The sequence below is a fragment of the Chromobacterium vaccinii genome (genome assembly GCF_000971335.1).
Classification (GTDB): domain Bacteria; phylum Pseudomonadota; class Gammaproteobacteria; order Burkholderiales; family Chromobacteriaceae; genus Chromobacterium; species Chromobacterium vaccinii.
This window is the reverse complement of record NZ_JZJL01000001.1, coordinates 96,246-115,433: the sequence shown is the minus strand read 5'-3', so window position 1 is coordinate 115,433 and position 19,188 is coordinate 96,246. Positions and strand designations below refer to the sequence as shown.

Annotated in this window: 15 protein-coding genes; 6 read left to right on the top strand and 9 right to left on the bottom strand. The window is 55.0% G+C overall.

What is annotated here, in order from left to right:
• Positions 1-283: 283 nt before the first annotated feature.
• The 5 genes from VL52_RS00530 to VL52_RS00510 form a co-directional block, all read right to left on the bottom strand.
• The gene (locus VL52_RS00530; RefSeq protein WP_046155236.1) at positions 284-2,260 is read right to left on the bottom strand and encodes a helix-turn-helix domain-containing protein; all 1,977 of its coding nucleotides are present in this window, start codon (positions 2,258-2,260) and stop codon (positions 284-286) included.
• On the bottom strand, positions 2,253-3,299 hold the full coding sequence (locus tag VL52_RS00525) for a TniB family NTP-binding protein (protein WP_046155235.1): 1,047 nt from the start codon (positions 3,297-3,299) through the stop codon (positions 2,253-2,255). The genes VL52_RS00530 and VL52_RS00525 overlap by 8 nt, the downstream gene beginning before the upstream one ends.
• Positions 3,299-5,263 (bottom strand): TnsB C-terminal domain-containing protein, encoded by a 1,965-nt coding sequence (locus VL52_RS23025; RefSeq protein WP_082113568.1) that lies wholly within the window; start codon positions 5,261-5,263, stop codon positions 3,299-3,301. Before VL52_RS23025 ends, VL52_RS00525 begins: the two co-directional genes overlap by 1 nt.
• Positions 5,244-5,885: a TnsA endonuclease N-terminal domain-containing protein gene (locus VL52_RS23020; protein WP_082113567.1), complete on the bottom strand. Its 642-nt coding sequence runs from the start codon at positions 5,883-5,885 to the stop codon at positions 5,244-5,246. The genes VL52_RS23025 and VL52_RS23020 overlap by 20 nt, the downstream gene beginning before the upstream one ends.
• 320 nt (positions 5,886-6,205) lie before the next feature.
• Positions 6,206-6,478, bottom strand: coding sequence for a hypothetical protein (locus tag VL52_RS00510; RefSeq protein ID WP_144410128.1), 273 nt, complete (start codon positions 6,476-6,478; stop codon positions 6,206-6,208).
• Between the two features lie 195 nt (positions 6,479-6,673).
• Between VL52_RS00510 and VL52_RS00505 the strand changes: the two genes are divergently transcribed.
• Together VL52_RS00505 and VL52_RS23015 are read left to right on the top strand one after the other, a co-directional pair.
• Positions 6,674-7,681, top strand: coding sequence for a hypothetical protein (locus VL52_RS00505; protein WP_144410127.1), 1,008 nt, complete (start codon positions 6,674-6,676; stop codon positions 7,679-7,681).
• Positions 7,615-8,151: an Xre family toxin-antitoxin system antitoxin gene (locus tag VL52_RS23015; RefSeq protein WP_082113566.1), complete on the top strand. Its 537-nt coding sequence runs from the start codon at positions 7,615-7,617 to the stop codon at positions 8,149-8,151. Before VL52_RS00505 ends, VL52_RS23015 begins: the two co-directional genes overlap by 67 nt.
• Before the next feature lie 73 nt (positions 8,152-8,224).
• Here the strand turns inward: VL52_RS23015 and VL52_RS25525 are convergent, their stop codons facing one another.
• On the bottom strand, positions 8,225-8,587 hold the full coding sequence (locus VL52_RS25525; RefSeq protein WP_268753670.1) for a HigA family addiction module antitoxin: 363 nt from the start codon (positions 8,585-8,587) through the stop codon (positions 8,225-8,227).
• On the opposite strand from VL52_RS25525, the gene VL52_RS00495 reads away from it, so the two are divergent.
• From VL52_RS00495 to VL52_RS24330, 4 genes are all read left to right on the top strand, one after another.
• Positions 8,501-9,247: a DUF5131 family protein gene (locus tag VL52_RS00495; protein WP_046155233.1), complete on the top strand. Its 747-nt coding sequence runs from the start codon at positions 8,501-8,503 to the stop codon at positions 9,245-9,247. The two genes, VL52_RS25525 and VL52_RS00495, sit on opposite strands and share 87 nt — an antisense overlap.
• A 172-nt stretch (positions 9,248-9,419) precedes the next feature.
• A complete protein-coding gene (locus VL52_RS00490; protein ID WP_082113564.1) occupies positions 9,420-10,718 on the top strand; it encodes a three-Cys-motif partner protein TcmP in 1,299 nt (432 codons plus the stop codon).
• Positions 10,719-11,071: 353 nt separating this feature from the next.
• Positions 11,072-13,084, top strand: a complete 2,013-nt coding sequence (locus VL52_RS00485) for an STM2767 family DEAD/DEAH box helicase (RefSeq protein ID WP_046155231.1) — start codon at positions 11,072-11,074, stop codon at positions 13,082-13,084.
• A 2-nt stretch (positions 13,085-13,086) separates the two neighbouring features.
• The gene (locus tag VL52_RS24330) at positions 13,087-13,731 is read left to right on the top strand and encodes an STM2766 family helicase-associated protein (protein ID WP_144410126.1); all 645 of its coding nucleotides are present in this window, start codon (positions 13,087-13,089) and stop codon (positions 13,729-13,731) included.
• 353 nt (positions 13,732-14,084) lie between these two features.
• On the opposite strand, the gene gyrB is transcribed toward VL52_RS24330, so the two are convergent.
• The 3 genes from gyrB to dnaA all read right to left on the bottom strand — a co-directional run bounded on the left by gyrB (position 14,085) and on the right by dnaA (position 19,161).
• Positions 14,085-16,475: a DNA topoisomerase (ATP-hydrolyzing) subunit B gene (gene gyrB, locus VL52_RS00475; protein ID WP_046155230.1), complete on the bottom strand. Its 2,391-nt coding sequence runs from the start codon at positions 16,473-16,475 to the stop codon at positions 14,085-14,087.
• 130 nt (positions 16,476-16,605) lie between these two features.
• Positions 16,606-17,715 (bottom strand): DNA polymerase III subunit beta, encoded by a 1,110-nt coding sequence (gene dnaN, locus VL52_RS00470; RefSeq protein ID WP_046155229.1) that lies wholly within the window; start codon positions 17,713-17,715, stop codon positions 16,606-16,608.
• A 42-nt stretch (positions 17,716-17,757) separates the two neighbouring features.
• Entirely contained in the window at positions 17,758-19,161 is a 1,404-nt protein-coding gene (gene dnaA, locus VL52_RS00465; protein WP_046155228.1) for a chromosomal replication initiator protein DnaA, read from the bottom strand.
• Between the last annotated feature and the right edge of the window lie 27 nt (positions 19,162-19,188).

The following is a 19,188-nucleotide window of genomic DNA, read 5'->3' as shown; positions in this document are numbered from 1 at the left end:
ATTGTCGGAAACGGTTGACATGACTGTACTAAAGTACAGGTATGTTATTGGTAGGGACTGGATGATTTTCTCAATACTGGGGCCTAATGTGCTCAGTACGTTTTTTGAATCCAGTGATACTCTAGAAATAAAAATGGCCCCCAAACCTGGAGGCCATTCTTCTCACAGCGTAGGCTGTGCATGAAATCCCAAAAATCTAGAAAAGTGGGAAAAATCTAGAGTTTTGTGGGATCCTACACCTTTTGTAGGATCCCATCTTCCTCTAGATGAGCCCCACGACAGATCAACGGGGTTCTAGACGAAAGTGGGACGGAGGCGGTACGGGCGTCCCATCTTCCTGGATTATCCTCTCCCAGGCCTTCAGCCGCCGCTGCACCGTGTCCCGCCACTTGATCGGATCCCCCACCTGATATCTCTCGATAAATCGGGTAAGCGTATCGGTGCGAGTATATACCAGTTGGCGGCAAGCTTCGATGCTGGTGCCGCGGAGCGGGTAGATGGCTAAGTGTTTGAGCATGTTCATCACTTTCCTGGGCGAGCGGCCGGTCAGGTCTGCGATCTCGGTGCCGAAGATGTACTGCCGCAGGAAGCGGTCGACATCCGCTTTGCGTACCCTGGAGCCTTGGTGCTTCTGGTTGCCCAGTTTGTGTGAGCGGATGTAGTCGTTCTGCGTCAGCCAGTACGCGACCTGCTGCTTCACGCCCAGCACTTCGGCCAACTCCGGGATGGTGACCCAGTTGGCTCGATCCGTGGGGAGACCGGCTCGCCACTGCTGCAGGGCCTTGCGCTTGAACACCCAGCGGGTGATCCCGGTCTTGCCGATGAGGGTGGCGCAGACGGCCAGTTTGCCGGCCTGGACCTCCTCGACCAGTGACACCACTTCATCGGCATTCCACTGCCAGTAATGCAGCACATCGGCCAGCGAGGTTTCATCTTCATCGAGGGAGTAGACCCGCGGCAGATCCTCGCCGTACTCCGCCAACTGATAGACCTCCGAGCTGGAAATGCACCACGGCAGCAAGGGTTGGTCGTTGACTCGGCGGGCGGAGGGGAATAGCAGCTTCAGGATCCGGCGCATCCTCACCTTGCCCAGGCCCAGCACCTCCATGGCCTTGGTCATGGTGATTTCTCCGGCGAGCTCTTCCTCCACCTGGATCAGCCGGTCTTTGCGTACCATCAGGAAGCGGCGGCCTTTACTGCTGATGGTTTCCTGCCCCTCCAGTTGTCCGGATCGGATCAGGTAGCGCAGTCGCGCCATGGAGATGCCAAGTCGGTTGGCGGCGGCCTTGCCAGGAATCCACTGGATGTTTTCTAGGACCTCGAGGGTAAACCGTCGATTCCGTCTCGCCACGCCGCCTTTCCAGCGCTGTGTCACCCACTGTTCGAAAGCCTCGCGCATTGGAAGGTAAACGCCATCGCGTAGCCCGCCATCGTAAAGGTAGCGATAAGCCTCCTCAAATACGGTGTTCAAGCTGATCTGCGGATCCCCGCTGGACGTTTGCAGGGCGTCGAGGGCGGCGTGGAACTTGTCGGGCCAGAAAACCAGCATCTCCGCTGCCAATGAGGTGATGGGCCAGGACACTTCCAGTAAGCCCGCATTCATGATTTTGAGTGGTTTGAGCGTGGCGACCGGATTCAGATAAGTGCCCAGATAGCGGATCAGGCGCTGTATCTGCTCCAGGGTGAGCCCCTGGAAGGGATAGCCATACTCTTGTGGAACAGCTTGCTGCAACAACATCTGTTCCAGCGTTTCCGCCAGCAGAATGGCGGCCGCGGGCGCTTCCTCCGGGATTTCCCGACGCAGATCGGCGCCGCAGTTGCAGCGGAGCAGGCTGTCTCGATGCCAGGTCAGCGACTGGCCGCAACTGGAGCAATGGTCTACCAGCCAGGTGCCGTGTTTGGGGCAGGTGTCGAAATACAGCAACTCCCAGCCGATCCGCCACCTAGCCTCCTCCGACAGGCAGTATGGGCAGTGCCGGGCGAAGCGTCGGTTCCAGATGCTGGGCTGATGTCGCGCCAACTCGGCCACGTGGCAAACATGGTTGAGCAGCTCTGGATAAAGCGAATCGGGAGGCAGCAGCTGTTGCTGCCGTAAGGCCTCCGGGGTGAAGGCGATGCCGAGCTGTTCTAGGTCTCGCAGGCTCATGAAGTTAGCCTCGGCCAGCCGGAACAGGTAGCCGATAGGCCCCTCGGTTCGGGTTGGCCGAGGCCGGATCAGCAAGCTGGGAGCATCTTGCCTGGGGATGGTGCTGTCATGCATGGGTCACGCCTCCTTTGCTCTGATGCAGGCCCAGCTTGATGGCTACCGGCGAGCCGACTGGGTCCTTGCGGGTATGTGGGTAGAACATCTCGCCGGGGCGAGTGAGGGGGCGTAGCAACGACTCGGGATGGAAGGGATTTAGCGTGTCGGGCACGTCTTTCCAGATCCGCTCGCGAAAGCTGGCGGCCAGCACATCCAGCGATAGCGTGTTGAGGCCGGCCAGGTTGGCCGCGCAAACCGCGCCCTCCAGCAGCTTGATGGTGTAGTCGAGCAGGCCGAAACTGGCGGTATGAATGCGCCGCGCCAGGTTGGCCTCATGCAAGGGAATCTCGCAGCCCAGCGGCAGGCAGGGGGCGATGCCTTTGAGCAGCCCCCGGTATTCCAAGAAATCCGCCTCATCGTCGAGTTGGAACGGATCCATGGGGATGCACTGCGAGAAGCGGCGCGACAACTGCTCGTTGCTGCGGATCACCAGCTCGGCTGCCGACAGCCCGCACGCCACCATGCCTACGCCGGTACTCTCCAGCAGGTTCTTCAGCCAATCGGTGACATCCCGAAATGCTGTCGCGCTGGGGGTATAGAACAGATGCTGGAACTCATCGATCAACAGCAACTCCACACCGCATTGCGAGAAGAAGTCGACCAGCCGGGTGGTTTTCTCGGGGGCAGTGCCGCGGTGCGACTTCCGGTCCCCCATGGCCTCCAGGATGGCGCCCGCGAGACTGCGTACCGTCGGCGACGACGGCACTCGCACGATGAGGACCGGAATCCGAGTGCGCTGCGTCTCAAAACTGCGTGGTGACTGCGCTTCATACGCCCGGAGGACGGTGCTTTTGCCGGCACCGGAGGGGCCGATCAACAGTACGCCGCCGCCCACGCCATGCGCGCGGCGACGGTGATGCAGTTCGGCGATCTGGAACAGCGCGTGGCGAAAGCGTTGGTGGTAGATGGGTTCCAACTGCAGCTTGTAGCCCAGCACCTTGTCGGACGTGTAGCCGGCGTTCGGGGCGAACTGCCGCATCAGGTCGAGCGGATCCATCACGCGCCTCCCTTCTTGGCTGACACCGACAGCTCCGGCAGCTCATCCTGCAGTCCGTCCGGCAAGGTGTCTGGAACGGCGACTTTGCGGGTTTTGACGGGTTTTCTGGCGGCGACCAGCGGATCCTGTTTTTCCAGCACCGCTTCGCTGTTGAGGTTGAACTGGCGCGCGCCGGACTTCCGGTAGCCCATCTTCTTGTGCTGCAGCGCCGCCTGCGCCAGTTCCTGGATCTCGCGTTTCGCCTCCAGCAAATCCGGGGTGTTGCACAGCTCGCCAAAGCGCTTACGGGCATGGGCGCGGATGGTGCGGTGCATTTCCCTGGGCAGCCCCTCGGCGTACTCTGGGTCGCGGGCGGAGACGCGCAGATACACCCGGCTGTCTGGATCTAGCACATGAATGTGGCCGACATCATCCTCGTAGGTCTTGATCTCCACGGGAACGTTTTTGCCGAAACGCCGGCGGATTAACTGCACGTGGTGGTCGTTGTAATGCAGGCCTTCGAACTCGATGCCGTAGTGGAACAGCGTCCGGCTCGCCGGAATGCCGGCGATCAGCTCCAACTGCTGTGGGTCGGTGGGCAGCGCAATCGGCGTCCGATTGGCGGACTCCTGCCAACGGTCCAGCGGCCGCCCCTTAATGCCGCGGTGAGGTGTGACGTTGTAGACATCGACAATCCAGCGCACCAACAAACGCGTCAGCGTGGCCATGTCCAGGCAGGCCTGTTTCTCTGCCGGGTAGTCGCCGCGCTCTTTGGGGTTGGAAAACGTGGTGCCTGGCAGGGTGTGGATGAGGTCTACATTTTGTGTGCGGATAAACCGTTCGATCGCGCCTTTTTCCCACGACACCTTCGCGCCGCAGAACAGCATCACGATGCTCATCTCCAGGCAGGCCTGTTCAAAACCAGTGCTGTGCAGATCCGGACCATTGTCGACGGCAACCAACTGCGGGATGCCGTAGGCCGGCCACGGGTGCTTGATATCGGTCCACTGGCGCAGCAGATCGTCCTTGGGCAGGATGGCCCGCCGCAGGCACTGCAATAGCGAGTTGGCGGAGGGCGCGCTGATGCTGATGTAGAAACCGACGATCATCCGGGAGTATTGGTCGATCGCCACGGTAATCCACGGCCTGCCCAATGCCAGGCCGGTCACCAGATCGATAATGATGATATCCAGCGGGGTATGGTCGATCTCGATCCGTTCCAGGATGGCCTGAGTCTCCACACGGCCGATCGCGACGCGGTATTTCATCCGCACGGCCTCGGCGCCCTCGCGGGCTAGATCGACCAAATCCTGCTGTAGCGCCTCCAGCCAGCGGAATACCGTGGTACGGCCGGGGCATCTCATCTGCTCGTCAGGGGATAACGTCTGGTTGATGGCCTCGGTACGCGCTTTCATCCGCTGGTAGACCGCCACTTTCGGCAGCTTGTTGTCGGTGAGATAGACCTCGGCGATGACCCGCTCGAACAGCTGATAGCCCGGTTTAGTCTGGTGGTTGGATTCTGGCCGACTCCAGGGAATCAGTTTCAGAATGGAGCGGGTGGTTCGGTAACGCCGCCACCAGTCCGATACGGTCGACGCGCAAGGCGGGTAAGGGTCTCCAATCTCGCTGGCAAGTTGATCAATGCGTGCCTGCCAGACCTGCACGTTGTACGGTGTGTGGTCGGGATCGATGCCCTGCAGATAATGCAGGCGGCGCCGAACGATGGCCTGGATTTTGAGCGGATAGGTCGACAGATCGCGCGGCGTCACGAGATAGATCGCTTCGCCGAGGTTGGCCAATGACTCTTCGTCGATGATCCACTCCTGGGACTGCCAGCGTTGCAAGATTTCCGCGGAGGTCAGCGTCAGAACCTCGCCTTCGTCCGAGAGCAACTGAAGCTTGCCGCTGGCCAGCCGGCGGTCCAGCTCCCAGCGAGTCTGTCTCTGGAGGAATCCCAGGCCACGCTTAAAAGTAAATCGTTGCATGGCACTCTCCCGTAGGTAGTTGAACGAGGGAAGCCGGTGCGAGGGGCTGTGTCAGGTCGACATAGAGCCGGGCTTGCGCGATCAGGGTGTTGGTGACGTCTGGACCGAACCGCTCCAGGCATTGCGCCAAGGGGAGGGATTCGGTCAGATAGAAGGCCGCAACCAGCTGGTTGCGGGTTGGGAGGGGGCTCGCGGGATGGTTGTAGCGATACAGCAGCTGTTTCAGATTGCTGAACAGCGGCTCCTGCCGGATTTCCTTATCGGTCAAAAGCCGATAATCCAGACCTTGCGCCAACAGCTGTTCGGCAATCTGGCGGTATTTCGCTTTGACCTGGGGGCGGGCCAGTTCGGATGCCGGCTTGAGCTCGACGAACAGCACGTGTTCGTCGTACAGAAGCACCCACAAATCTGGGAAGTGGACGCGCATGGCGGTCCCGTCCCAATACGGCAACTTTTCAGGTTGCGCTTTAAAAGCAACGACACCTGGTGATAGCTCCAGCAATAGCAGGGCATCGCGTTCCGGCAGCGATTCCCATGGCACCATCTGTGCCATCTTCTTGGAGGGAAAATAACCACGGATGTGCCGGCCCCGACGGGTAACGACTCGTCGTACTCCTTGCATCGTCTTCTCCCGGCTGCGCGGGCAAGACCTCTCCCTGCGCAGCCACGCATCTGTTGGAAAGTTGGCCAAAAAAGGACGTGAAAATCCGCCGTTAAGTTGAAAACTGAACGTTTTTGGCTGGGGATGGGGGGATGTGGCTTGACCGCCTTGATGCGCGGGACGATACTAGGTTTGAGACCGCAAAAGCTTCGTCTTTTGCATCAAAGGGCTAGCCACTTACGCTAGCCTTTTTTCATATCTACCTCTCCTTCACACCTGGGTTGATCTTGGTCCGTTTTCAGGATGGTCAGCTGCTTGGCTTTCCCCTGTCCCACACGCCTTCATTTGCTATCCGCACTGGTTTCATGATCCTCTTCAGGCAATGTCTGCGCTTGTTGGCAGCCTTGTGCGGCGAGCCAGCTGGCGACGTTGTATGTGAGCGCAAAGTAACCGCGGCGCCCCTCGATCTCGAACTCTTCGATGGGCAGCGATTTCCGAGCTCGGGCCTGGCGGTATGCCGCGGGCGAGGCGTAGCCGAAGATCTTCCAGAGTTCACGACTGGGAAGTAAGGGACCATACAGTTTGGTCAGGTTGTCCCTTAGTTCGTCAGTCAAACGCTCTATATCCGCTTGTTTCGCCACGTCACACCTCGCGTCAGAATTGCATACAGCGTATGCCATGGTTTAGCGTTGGCATAGGTGGACAAAAAACGATAAGGAAATTTTCCCACCCATGAAGTGATTTGTTTAAATTCAATGGGTTGGTTGATTTTTTCTTGGCTTTTCATCGTATTTTTTGACTAAAAAGAGATGAAAAAAAATTGCCTAAAAGAATCCGTCAAAGCACTGCGGGTACGTTATTGGTACGAGGGTGTTCGTCTGCGAACGGGTGAAAAATCCGCCTATGCTTTGGAGAAGAGGTTTGAACAGAAGCCATCTGCCCAAGAGGGGGAGAAGCGAGCACCACCCAAGAAGTGGCAACGGTACAAAAATGGCAAACGGGTACCGCAAGCCAAGCTAACTTCAACGGTGGAGGACGTGGTGCCAGGCTCATCTCAGGAACTGCTCAGCCCGCTCTGGGAGGTCTTGCTCATTGAAGACGTTCTATTTCAGCGAACAAAGCGATATATCAATCAGCTGGAGCTGAAAGTACGTCGGGCCATGTATAGCTGGAGGCAGGCGGAGTTGGAGTGGACGCCAAACTCGGTGAGGAACAGCCAAGGGCGTATCCTAGTTCGGACAGGTAGTCTTGATGCGCTCGCGGGCCTGGTCTTGATGTGGGAGGTGTACCGACATCAACGGCAATATGAAGACATGCAGCTCTTGGCCGATTTGATATACAAGTGCATGTTGATTGTCGGGGAAACATTCAAGGAGCGGGGCTTGGTCGCTGAGTTCTTTGCGATCTTCGACGAGAAGGTTTTTAAACGGACAATTTGGCAAAATGGCAAAAGCGCGATGAATGCAAAAGAATTTGCCAATATGATTGGCCTACTTAATGGCACGTTATCCGCCGAGATAGATAAAACAGACCTGAAGTCGCCTCAGCATGTCCGAAAAGCCAAGCAAGTTCTCATGTATGGTGATGAACGCGATGATTGCCGATTTGGGTTTAGCCTTCCCGTATTTCCCGACTGGAGGGATGGGCCTCCTAGTCCTCGACAGCGTCGATACAGCATGACAAGGATGATGACGTGGGTTTGGGGACGCCTCCGCCTGGAGAGGCCAGAACTGGGAATGCTCAGCTATGAATGCTCCTGGGGAATAGTCCAGGAAGCTTTCGGTATGCCCAACGGTGTCGCAAATTCAGTGCGCTAACTTGTGTAGGAGGCTGCAGCGTGACCAGTAGCAGGGAGAGTGTAATACGTACACGGAGTCGGTCAGCAATGCCATTGCAAAATTGGGAGTGGACTGAACAGACACCGATGGAGCAGATCCAGGCGATCCGAGCAGGTTTACCCGCAAATCAACTGATGTTAGTTGCAGAGTGGCTGCAGGTGTCTGTTCAGGTGCTCGGTGATGTAGTCGGCATCTCCGTCCGGAAGGCCTCGCGGGCAAATGCATCGGGCCTGCCTCTAGATTCTGTGGCTAGCGAACGGCTACTCCGGGTGATGGGCATCCTGAGGGAGGCGAGAGAAACGCTGGGGAGTGATGAACACGCTCGCGAATGGTTGACCCGTTATCACCAAGAGCTTGATTGCACACCCATCAGCTTGCTGGATACCGCACTTGGGGCCGAGATGGTCCGCCGGGTACTTCAGTCAATTTCTTGGGGACTACCGGTCTGAGGTTGATGAAACACGGCGCCATCTGGTTACGGGGTGATCAGGCCAGGACAGGCTGCCCGCTCAGGCTCTCTGTTCAGCGTATCAACAGCTTCTCGACATGCGGCCGTGGCTTCTGTTGTTCCTGCCAAAGCGCCCAGGAGGATTGCATACCTAGCCAGAGCTCAGGGCTGGTACCTAATGCTTCTGCAAGGCGGAGGGCCATATCGGCACTAATCCCTGTATGACCGTGCAGAATGCAGAACCTAGCGGAACTCAGAAAAACCTTGGGGCTAGGCCAGGCAGAAATACTGGAGTTGGCGATTGCCAAGTTGCAGGAAGAGTTACAAAATCGCGATAATGAGGTGCAATTATGACAACGGTAAGCAAAATAGAGTGGACTGAGCGAACTTGGAACCCGACAGTGGGGTGCACCAAGATTTCTCCGGGGTGCAAGCACTGCTACGCAGAGGGTATGGCTGGTCGATTACAAGCGATGAAGACTCCTGGCTACGAGAATGGTTTCGAATTGACGCTGTTGCCACAACGTTTGGATGACCCGCTGAAGCGTAAAACGTCGACCACCTACTTCGTGAACTCCATGTCGGACCTGTTTCATGAAGACGTGCCGTTCGACTATGTGGCTAAGGTCTTTGACGTTATCGAGCGTGCCCACTGGCATACATTTCAGATCCTGACCAAGCGGGCTGATCGTCTGGAGGCGTTCTTTACAGGTAAAACCGCTCCAAGCAACGCTTGGTTAGGCGTGTCGGTCGAGGATCGCAGATACGGCGTACCGCGCATTGATCACCTGCGCCGTGTCGATGCAGCAATCCGCTTCCTCTCAGTTGAGCCGCTGCTCGAGGATGTAGGCGTGTTGGACTTAACCAACATCCATTGGGTAATCGTGGGTGGGGAGTCCGGGCCTAAAGCACGACCGATGAAAATTGACTGGGTCGACTCGATTCGCGGTCAATGCGAAGACGCCGGCGTCGCGTTCTTCTTCAAGCAGTGGGGTGGCTGGGGATCCGATGGTGTAAAACGCGCCAAGAAATATAACGGGCGAGAACTGCATGGTCGGACTTGGGACGAAATGCCGGCTGTTGAAGTGAGAACTTGACGTAAGAAATTATCCATAAACTTGCAGATATAAAAAATTTAATCGGGCTGATAATTTATGTGCTCTGCCGCTCCCTAATTCATGAAAATGGATGGGAGTTCGCAAGGAATTTTTAACATAGTTATCTCGTGCATTGAATTTTAGTTGGATCATTATATCTGGATGCCCTTGCATGGGCTGGAAGCCATATATCCATATGCCACGAAAGCACTATGACTGGGAAAATCCACCTGAGCTTGAAGCACATAGCAAGGTAAAGCACGAAATTTTACGAGACTACATAGTTGAGTATATAAAAGTCTATGGAAAGAACCCACTAGTTCCCAAACTTCCAATGTATTTCATAGATGGATTCGCTGGTGGTGGGAAATATTGGTTTCAACGTCCAAGCCAAATTGTTAGTGGTTCGCCATTCATAATGATGGAGGCTTGTTTCGAGGGAGAGACGTATGTCAATAAGGGGCGTACAACTAATCCTTTTCAGGTTTTTGGGCAGTATTTTTTTATCGACAAAGACAAGGATGCCCATTATGGTCTCAGAAAAAATATTGAAAATAGCCCCTTTGCGCCATGGCTTAACCAGGGGCGAATCCAGTTAATCAAAAGTACCTTCAATCAAGCAATCGAAACCATTATTCAAAGAATTGAGACCGCCAACCCGAAGGCAAGGGCGCTTTTTCTATTGGATCAGTATGGTTACAACCAGATTTCGGTTGGCATGATCAACAAAATCTTGTCCAGACTTCCTTTCTCAGAAATCATCCTAAATTTCAATGTCGATTCTCTCATTAATTATATCAGTGAGAAGAATATTGACAGTTTCATTGAAAAAACACAGTTCTCACTTGACCATCTCAGGGGGAGAGTGGAGCAACTATGGGAAAAGGGAGATGAAGACAATCGTAGGCAGATTCTTCAAAAATACTTCTATGAGGCTATAACGCGTGACTGTGGGGCAGGATATTATGAAAGCTTCTTTATTAAGAACCCCCATGGCTACGGCTTGTACTGGCTGATTCACATGTCAAGGCAACCAACTGCCAGGCACGTCATGAATGAAATTGGATGGCGATATGGGAATGAGGTTGTCCAATATGCTGGAGAAGGGCTTGATAGATTCAATATGATGGGCTATTCACCACTGCATGACGATAGATTTATGGCTGGGGAGTTAGAAATATTTTCTTTCCAGCCAGCCTACCACCAGATGACTCTGGAACGTCTATCTGAACAAATTCCACGTATGCTTCATGGTCGCTTTTCTAATGGAGTAAAAGTGGAGGAATTCTTGAATGCAACCTGTAATCATACAGGGGCATCGAAAGCACACTATTTGACAACTTTGACAAGTTTGCATGCTGGTAACGAAATTACCTTGATGGATGAAAATGGGCGAGTGCTTCGCCGAGGCTCCAAGGCAAAAGAAAAGCTTGTTTTATTCGCCACAGACCAACCGAAGCTTTTCTTGTGAGCGAGGTAAAATGGACCAAAGCTAATTGGTACTGGCTGATCAGCGAGTAGCTTAGAGTTGCTAACAAAAACCGTTAGAGAGCTTGAGCCAAGGTGAACCGATGTAGACAGTACAAAGAGTACGGCAAGGAAGTGCTGTGCGGGATCGTGGGTTTTTGGTAAATTTTATTGATCATATATTTTGAATCGCTCAGGTTTCTCATAAAATACAATGACTTTCAAATCAAAAATGACATTGCCCTGAAGTGAAACTGGCTGCAAGGATATAGATCATGCTAACCGCTATTTTAGTGTAAACTTGAAATATTTAAATTTAAAATATTTCCATACATATCTCTTTATCGGGCTTTATCAATGTCAAACAGTTTCTTTTTCCTCCAAGCAGAAAAAAATCATCTGAATCAAGGATTCCTTGATGAAGTCGAAAATCACGCGATATCAAATCGAGAGCAAATTTATGTAATTTCCAGCCCTCTTGGTGATAGTAGATATACCTACGATCACCCGAGTGTAGTCGTCGTACTCTCTCCCAAGAGGAAACTGACGTTCATAGATTTCAGTGGAAACAATGATTCATTCGACGAATTCGTTGATGATTTCGTTGAGGATCTTGCCTCAATTTCTGACAAATATAGGTATAAAGAAGCTATTGGTCGCCCACGGACTTGGAAGTCTGAACTAATTGCAACGATTTATGCCGATGAGATTGAGCCTTTTGATGCTTGGATAAAAGAGTCAGAACTGCACGATCCCGCAAAGCAGCGAATAGCGGAGCTATTGGTATCCCTTCTCACTGGTAGTATCAATGACATTGAGCGCGTGCAAGCAGATTTGCCGATCAGTCTGCTGGATAGGGTAAAGCGTAAAATACAGTTATTTGATGGTGATCAAACCCGATTTATTTATGAAAAACCAAAGAATGACATCGTACGAATCCAAGGTTTGTCTGGGACTGGAAAAACAGAGCTGCTACTGCACAAGCTTAGAGATTTATATGTAAATCGGCCAAACTCTAAAATTCTCTTCACCTGCCACAATAAGATTCTGGCAGAGCATCTTCGGAAAAGAATACCAGACTTCTTCAATTTCATGAAGGTTGAAGAGCAAATTGCTTGGGAGTCACGCCTTTGGTGTGTTCATGGATGGGGATCAAATGCACTCCCCAATTCAGGTACCTACCGCCTTATTTGTAGCGTATATAAACTACAGTTCAAGCCATTCAGTGCGTACATGTCATTCGCCAGAGCCTGTAGCGAAGCTCTTGAAGAGTTAGGAGAAGAGGTTGATCCATATTTTGATCATATTCTTATTGATGAAAGCCAAGATTTTCCTGAGTCATTTATAGCTCTTTGCCGAAAAGTTAGCCGAGATACATTGTATGTTGCGGGTGACATATTTCAGAGCATCTTCGATGCCAACATTACTCCAAATATTGCGCCTGACCATCTGCTGAGCAAGTGTTACCGCACGGATCCAAGAACACTTATGTTTGCTCATGCTATTGGAATGGGCTTGTTTGAAGAAACCAAATTACGCTGGTTAGAGGACCCTGAGTGGGTTGCTTGCGGTTACATTGTAGAGAAGGCCGCCTCAAACTCTTTATACCGCTTAACGCGTGAGCCGTTAAGGCGTTTTGAGGATATAGAAAATGATGTCCCGAGTGTGGTGCTTGAGTCTGTTAGTGGAAACTTCCTAGATGCTGCTGCATTTAGTATCGTCACTGCAATTCGTCAACTTGCCCAAGAACATCCATCCTTACAGCCTGATGATGTTGGGATCATCATCCTTGACAGAAATGATGAGGCTTTTCCACTAGCAGATAAGCTCTCTATCTTGGTACGCAGGGAGCTCGGATGGCTAGTAAACAAGGCTCATGAAACAAAGCGTCGAGAGCCGGGGCAATTGTTTGTAAGTAACAAAAATAATGTTAAAGGCCTTGAATTCCCATTTGTTATCTGTGTAAGCAAAAGCATTACTAATGGTTATGTTTATCGAAATTCGCTCTATATGACTTTGACACGCTCCTTCCTTCAGTCACGAATGATTGTTTCGGCCGAGCTTAACCAAGATATACTTCATCATATTTCTGACGGATTGAGCCGAATTAACGCGGAAGGTAAGATCGAGGTCATGCCGCCTAATGATGAAGAAAAGGCTCGGATAAAGACTACAATTACGGTAGCTGCTAGCACCCTCTCCTTCTTCGATATGGCTGATAAGGCCTTCGATGAAATTGGCGTTCTTCCTTTATGGCGTGAGCAGCTAATTGATGCACTCAAGAAAGTGATCGGAGAAGAGCCTGATATGGATAATATCAGGGAGACTAGCCGGTTTATGTACGAAAGAATGATAAAGAGCAGGGCTTAAACGTGGCTAAGCAATTCAATCTTAATATTGATAGGTACCAGGCTGAAACATACCTATCAGCCATTCGTTCAAAACGTGACATCATTGTTCTTTGGATGGAGACAGTCAAAAATTTTTTGGTAGGGCAGCCTGCGGAAGGAGCCAATTTTAGCGCACGCCTTACTATCTGTGTAGGGAAGATGAGCCGGCTTTTCTGTACGTCAGAGGGTGGGAGAAAGATATTTTCGATAAGCTTTCCATTTAGCGTAATTTTGCGTGATGAACAGTATCAATTTTTTTCTAGGGAGGGAATAGAAATTGACAGTAGAGTTTCATCAAATATCATTGCGCTAATCGATTCTGGTGAAATATTTGGTGTTCGGGATTTTTGCAGATTTATTGATCCAATCATGGAAATGTCAGACTATGATCCGCAGCTTTGGACGTTAGTGCGAGAGCTGATGATTGCCGAGGATGGTTACATCCGGTATGACTGGGATGATATCCGTGAGGATGGACACCATCATCCATTACATCATTTAGATATTTATTATTCGAGCGCCAGCACGTTTAAGGTTGGTCTTGGGCAGCAGATTGATCAGCCTGCATTAATGTCGATCTTGAATCTTGAGACAGAGTGTCACTATTTGAGGTCCGTAGCTGAGTAATCTAGCGAGAAAATGCCTGAATCACTATAAAATGGGGCATGACGCACGCTTGCGAGTCCCATTTTTGCCAAGTGACCTTGTGGCCCTCACATCAAATGTCACAAAGAATTATAAGTATCAATTCGGAATTGAACTGCCGGAGTAATAACAACCCATAGCAGGTGGATTGCGCATGGGTTACCAACATCCACTTTTGCTGAACGTAGACGGCGTGCTTCAAGAGAACAATTGAGCTAATACGAAAAATGGCCTCCAAGTCTGGAGGCCATCCTTCTCACTGCGTAGGCGGTGAGTAAAATCCCAAAAATCTAGAAAAGTGGGAAAAATCTAGATATTGGTGGGATCCTACACCTTTACACGTCGATATTCCGCGCAATCAAGGCGTTACCCTCAATGAACTGACGTCTCGGCTCCACTTCGTCGCCCATCAGGGTGGTGAACACGTCGTCCGCGCCCATCACGTCTTCGATGCGCACCTTGAGCAGGCGTCGCACGGTCGGGTCCATGGTGGTTTCCCACAGCTGTTCCGGGTTCATCTCGCCCAGGCCTTTGTAGCGCTGGATGTTCATGCCCTTTTTCACCTCGGCCAGCAGCCAGTCCAGCGCCTCGCCAAATTCGGCCACCGGTTTGACGGTTTCGCCGCGTTTGACGTGGGCGCCTTCGCGTAGCAGGCCGCCCAGCAGGTGGCCGGTCTTTTTCAGCTCGGCGTAGTCGCCGCTATCCAGGAAGTTCTGGTCCAGCACGGTGACCAGCACGTTGCCGTGCAGCTTGCGGATGATCTTCACCAGGTGGCCGTCGTTCTTTTCATCGCGCAGCAGTTGCAGCTCGATGGTGTCGGCGGACAGGTGCTTGTTCAGCTCGGCCACGGTGTGGTCGGCCTGCTGTTGGCTTTCCAGCGACAGCGGGCCGGTTTTGAGCATGGCTTCCAGCACCAGCGGGTCGATGACGCGGCTTTCGCGTTCCATCACCGCGCGGGCCAGCAGGAACTGGCGGGCGATTTCGCCCAGGGTTTCGCCGGACAGCGGGGCTTCGCCTTCGGCCGGGATCAGCTCGGCTTTTTCCAGCGCCAGTTGCAGCAGGTACTGGTTCAGTTCGCCGTCGTCTTTCAGATAGCGTTCCTGCTTGCCGTGCTTGGCCTTGTACAGCGGCGGCTGGGCGATGTAGATGTGGCCGCGCTCCACCAGCTCGGTCATCTGGCGGTAGAAGAAGGTGAGCAGCAGGGTGCGGATGTGCGCGCCGTCCACGTCGGCGTCGGTCATGATGATGATGCGGTGGTAGCGCAGCTTGTCCGGGTTGTATTCGTCCTTGCCGATGCCGCAGCCCATGGCGGTGATCAGAGTGGCCACTTCCTGGCTTTGCAGCATCTTGTCGAAGCGGGCGCGCTCCACGTTGAGGATCTTGCCCTTCAGCGGCAGGATGGCCTGGAATTTGCGGTCGCGGCCTTGCTTGGCGGAGCCGCCGGCGGAGTCGCCCTCCACCAGGTACAGTTCGCACAGCGACGGGTCTTTTTCCTGACAGTCGGCCAGCTTGCCGGGCAGGCCCAGGCCGTCCATCACGCCCTTGCGGCGGGTGATTTCGCGGGCTTTGCGCGCGGCCTCGCGGGCGCGGGCGGCTTCCACGATCTTGCCGCAGATGATCTTGGCGTCGTTGGGGTTTTCCAGCAGATAAGTCTTCAGCGCTTCGCTGACCACTTCGTTCACCACCGGGCCGATTTCGCTGGAAACCAATTTATCTTTGGTCTGGCTGGAGAACTTGGGGTCCGGCAGCTTGACGGACAGCACGCAGGTCAGGCCTTCGCGCATGTCGTCGCCGGTGGTGTCCACCTTGGCCTTCTTGGCGGCTTCGGTTTCTTCGATGAACTGGTTCAGCGTGCGGGTCATCACCTGGCGCAGCGCGGTCATGTGGGCGCCGCCGTCCCGCTGGGGGATGTTGTTGGTGAAGCACTGGACGTTCTCTTGATAAGAGTCGTTCCACTGCATCGCCACTTCCACCGTCATGCCGTCTTTCTCGCCCAGGCCGTAAAAGGTCTTGGGGTGCAGCACGTTCTTGTTGCGGTTCATGTACTCGACGAAGCCGGCCACGCCGCCGGAGAAGGCGAAGTTTTCTTCCTTGCCGCTGCGCTTGTCGATCAGCTGGATGCCCACGCCCTGGTTGAGGAACGAGAGTTCGCGGATGCGCTTGGCCAGGATGTCGAAGTGGAATTCGATGTGGCCGAAGGTTTCCACGCTGGCGAAGAAGGTGACCTCGGTGCCGCGGTGGCTGGTATGGCCGGTGACGGTGAGCGGGGCCACCGCGTCGCCGCGGCGGAATTCCATCTCATGCACCTTGCCGTCGCGCCAGATTTTCAGCTTCAGCCAGTCGGACAGCGCGTTCACCACCGACACGCCCACGCCGTGCAGGCCGCCGGAGATCTTGTAGCTGTTGCTGTCGAATTTGCCGCCGGCGTGCAGGATGGTCATGATCACTTCCGCCGCCGACCGCCCTTCTTCCGGGTGGATGTCGGTGGGAATGCCGCGGCCGTTGTCTTCCACGGAAACGGAGTTGTCCGGATTGATGGTGACCTTGATGGTGTCGGCATGGCCGGCCAGCGCCTCGTCAATGGCGTTGTCCAGCACTTCAAACACCATGTGGTGCAAGCCGGTGCCGTCCTGGGTGTCGCCAATATACATGCCGGGGCGCTTGCGCACCGCATCCAGGCCTTTAAGCACCTTGATACTGTCCGCGCCGTATTCTTGTTCGCTCATACTCAAACCTTCCAAATGGCGGCGGCTGCGCCGTGAGGCGGGCCGCGCCGGTCATTCTTGAGAGCCGTCCGCCCCGGGGCGGGGGCTCTTTAACCCGGTGGGCGGCTGGGCCGCCCGCTCCGTCGCTACATCAGATGCGCATCGGCATCACGATGTATTTGAAGTTGCTGACGTCCGGAATGGTGAACAGCGCGCTGCGGTTGGAATCGCCAAACGCCAGCTGCAGGGTGTCGGCCGGCAGATTGGTCAGCACGTCCAGCAGGTAATTGATGTTGAAGCCGATTTCCAGGGTGCCGCCCTGGAAGGCGATTTCCAGTTCTTCCTCGGCTTCTTCCTGTTCGCTGTTGGTGCACAGGATGGACATCTTGCCCGGGGCCAGCACCAGGCGCACGCCGCGGAACTTCTCGTTGGCCAGAATGGCGGCGCGCTGCAGCGCGTGCAGGAATTCCAGGCGTTCGATCAGGAAGATCTTTTCGTTGTCCAGCGGGATCACGCGGTTGTAGTCGGGGAACTTGCCGTCCACCACCTTGCTGATGATCACGGTGGCGCCGAAGCTGAAGCGCACCTGGTTGGCCAGCACTTCGATCTTGATCTCGTCGTCGCTGTCTTGCAGCAGCTTGTACAGCTCGATGATGGTCTTGCGCGGCAGGATCACCTCGGCCTTGGGCAGGGTGGCGGTGACGTCGGCGCTGGCGAAGGCCAGGCGGTGGCCGTCGGTGGCCACCAGGCGCACCTGGTTGCCGTCGGTCTGCATCAAGAGGCCGTTGAGGTAATAACGGATGTCCTGCACCGCCATCGAATACTGCACCTGGGAGATCAGGCGCTTCAGCTCGCGCTGGGACAGCGAGAAGCTGGATTCGCCGGCGCTGCCCACGGACAGCAGCGGAAAGTCTTCCGCCGGCAGGGTTTGCAGGTTGAAGCGGCTCTTGCCGGCCTTCAGCACCAGGCGGCCGCCGTCCAGCTGTTCCAGCGTGACGGTGGCGTTGCCGGGGATGGCGCGCAGGATGTCCTGCAGCTTCTTGGCCGAGGTGGTGAGGCGGAAATCCTCGCCCGGCAGCTCGTCGCTGCTGGCGGTGGTGATCTGGATTTCCAGGTCGGTGGCCAAAAAGCCTACCTGTCCGCCCTTTTTCTCGATCAGGACGTTGGATAGGATGGGCAGCGTGTGACGACGCTCGACAATGCCGGTGACTGCCAGCAAGGGCTTGAGCAGGGCATCGCGTTCGGCTTGCAGGATCAGCATGTGGCGGGCTCCCAATGAATGGTGAAGAGTCGGATCATGGTTTTAATTGCGCAGCATGGCCAGCAGCGCTTCGTAATCGTGGGCGATGTCGGCGTCGTTGGCGCGCATCTCGTTGATTGTCTTGCAGGCGTGCAGCACGGTGGTGTGGTCGCGGCCGCCGAAGGCGTCGCCGATATTGGGCAAGGACAGCTGGGTCAGCTCCTTGGCCAGCGCCATCGCCACTTGGCGCGGGCGGGCGATGTCGCGCGAACGCTTCTTGCTGTGCATGTCGGACAGCTTGATCTTGTAGTACTCGGCCACCGTCTTCTGGATGGCGTCCACCGTCACCTGGCGGTTGCCGGCGGCCAGGATGTCCTTCAGCGCTTCCTTCACCAGCTCCAGCGTGATGTTCTGGTTGGTGAAGCGGGCGTAGGCCACCACGCGCTTGAGCGCGCCTTCCAGCTCACGGACGTTGGAGCGCACGTTCTGGGCGATGAAGAACGCCACGTTGTGCTCCAGCTTGATGCTGTCGGCCTCGGCCTTCTTCATCAGAATGGCCACGCGCATCTCCAGCTCCGGCGGCTGGATTTCCACCGTCAGGCCCCAGGAGAAGCGCGAGATCAGCCGCTCTTCCATGCCTTCTATCTGCTTGGGGTAGCTGTCACAGGTCATGATCACCTGCTTGCCGCCCTCGATCAGCGCGTTGAAGGCGTAGAAGAATTCTTCCTGGGTGCGGTTCTTGCCGGCGAAGAACTGGATGTCGTCAATCAGCAACAGGTCCAGCGAGTGGTAGTAGCGCTTGAATTCATCAAAGGCCTTGTGCTGGTAGGCGCGCATGATGTCGGCCACGTAGCGTTCGGCGTGGATGTAGCGGATCTTGGCCTGCGGGTTCTTCTGGAACACGTGGTTGCCGATCGCCTGGATCAAGTGAGTCTTGCCCAGGCCCACGCCGCCGTAGACGAACAGCGGGTTATAGGCCTGGTCGCCCGGATTTTCGGCGATCTGCATCGCCGCGGCGCGCGCCAGCTGGTTGCCCTTGCCGGTCACCAGCGTGTCGAAGGTGAAGGACGGATTCAGGCGCGTGCTTTCATGGCTGCCGCCAATGGCCTTCACCGCCGCCTGCTTGGCGGGCGACGGCGCGGCCGGGGCGCTGGCCGCGGTCTTGGCCGGCTCCTTGGCCCTGGGCTGGCTGCTGCTGGCTACCGGGGCGGCGGGGCGCGAGCTGGGCGCGCCCAGGCGCAGCTCCACCGGCAGCTCGCCCACCAGTTCAACGGCCAGTTCCTCGATGCGCGGCAGGAAGCGGTCTTTGATGAACTGCATGATGAAGCGGTTCGGTGCGAACAGCGCAATGCCTTCGTCGCCGGCTTCGGCGGTCAGCGGCTTGATCCAGGTGTTGAACTGTTGCGAAGACAGTTCGGCCTCCAGGCGGGCTAGGCACGCAGGCCAGAATTGATCCAGTTCAGTCATTACATACCAAGTGAAAGCGAAAAACCC

Excerpts from the sequence above, each read along its gene's own strand:
- VL52_RS23015 (WP_082113566.1), top strand. The coding sequence starts at position 7,615 with ATGCTCCTGGGGAATAGTCCAGGAAGCTTTCGGTATGCCCAACGGTGT.
- dnaN (WP_046155229.1), bottom strand. The coding sequence starts at position 17,715 with ATGCTGATCCTGCAAGCCGAACGCGATGCCCTGCTCAAGCCCTTGCTG.
- VL52_RS23020 (WP_082113567.1), bottom strand. The coding sequence starts at position 5,885 with ATGCAAGGAGTACGACGAGTCGTTACCCGTCGGGGCCGGCACATCCGT.
- VL52_RS23025 (WP_082113568.1), bottom strand. The coding sequence starts at position 5,263 with ATGCAACGATTTACTTTTAAGCGTGGCCTGGGATTCCTCCAGAGACAG.
- VL52_RS00495 (WP_046155233.1), top strand. The coding sequence starts at position 8,501 with ATGACAACGGTAAGCAAAATAGAGTGGACTGAGCGAACTTGGAACCCG.
- dnaA (WP_046155228.1), bottom strand. The coding sequence starts at position 19,161 with ATGACTGAACTGGATCAATTCTGGCCTGCGTGCCTAGCCCGCCTGGAG.
- VL52_RS00505 (WP_144410127.1), top strand. The coding sequence starts at position 6,674 with ATGAAAAAAAATTGCCTAAAAGAATCCGTCAAAGCACTGCGGGTACGT.
- VL52_RS00490 (WP_082113564.1), top strand. The coding sequence starts at position 9,420 with ATGGGCTGGAAGCCATATATCCATATGCCACGAAAGCACTATGACTGG.
- VL52_RS00485 (WP_046155231.1), top strand. The coding sequence starts at position 11,072 with ATGTCAAACAGTTTCTTTTTCCTCCAAGCAGAAAAAAATCATCTGAAT.
- gyrB (WP_046155230.1), bottom strand. The coding sequence starts at position 16,475 with ATGAGCGAACAAGAATACGGCGCGGACAGTATCAAGGTGCTTAAAGGC.
- VL52_RS00530 (WP_046155236.1), bottom strand. The coding sequence starts at position 2,260 with ATGCATGACAGCACCATCCCCAGGCAAGATGCTCCCAGCTTGCTGATC.
- VL52_RS00525 (WP_046155235.1), bottom strand. The coding sequence starts at position 3,299 with ATGGATCCGCTCGACCTGATGCGGCAGTTCGCCCCGAACGCCGGCTAC.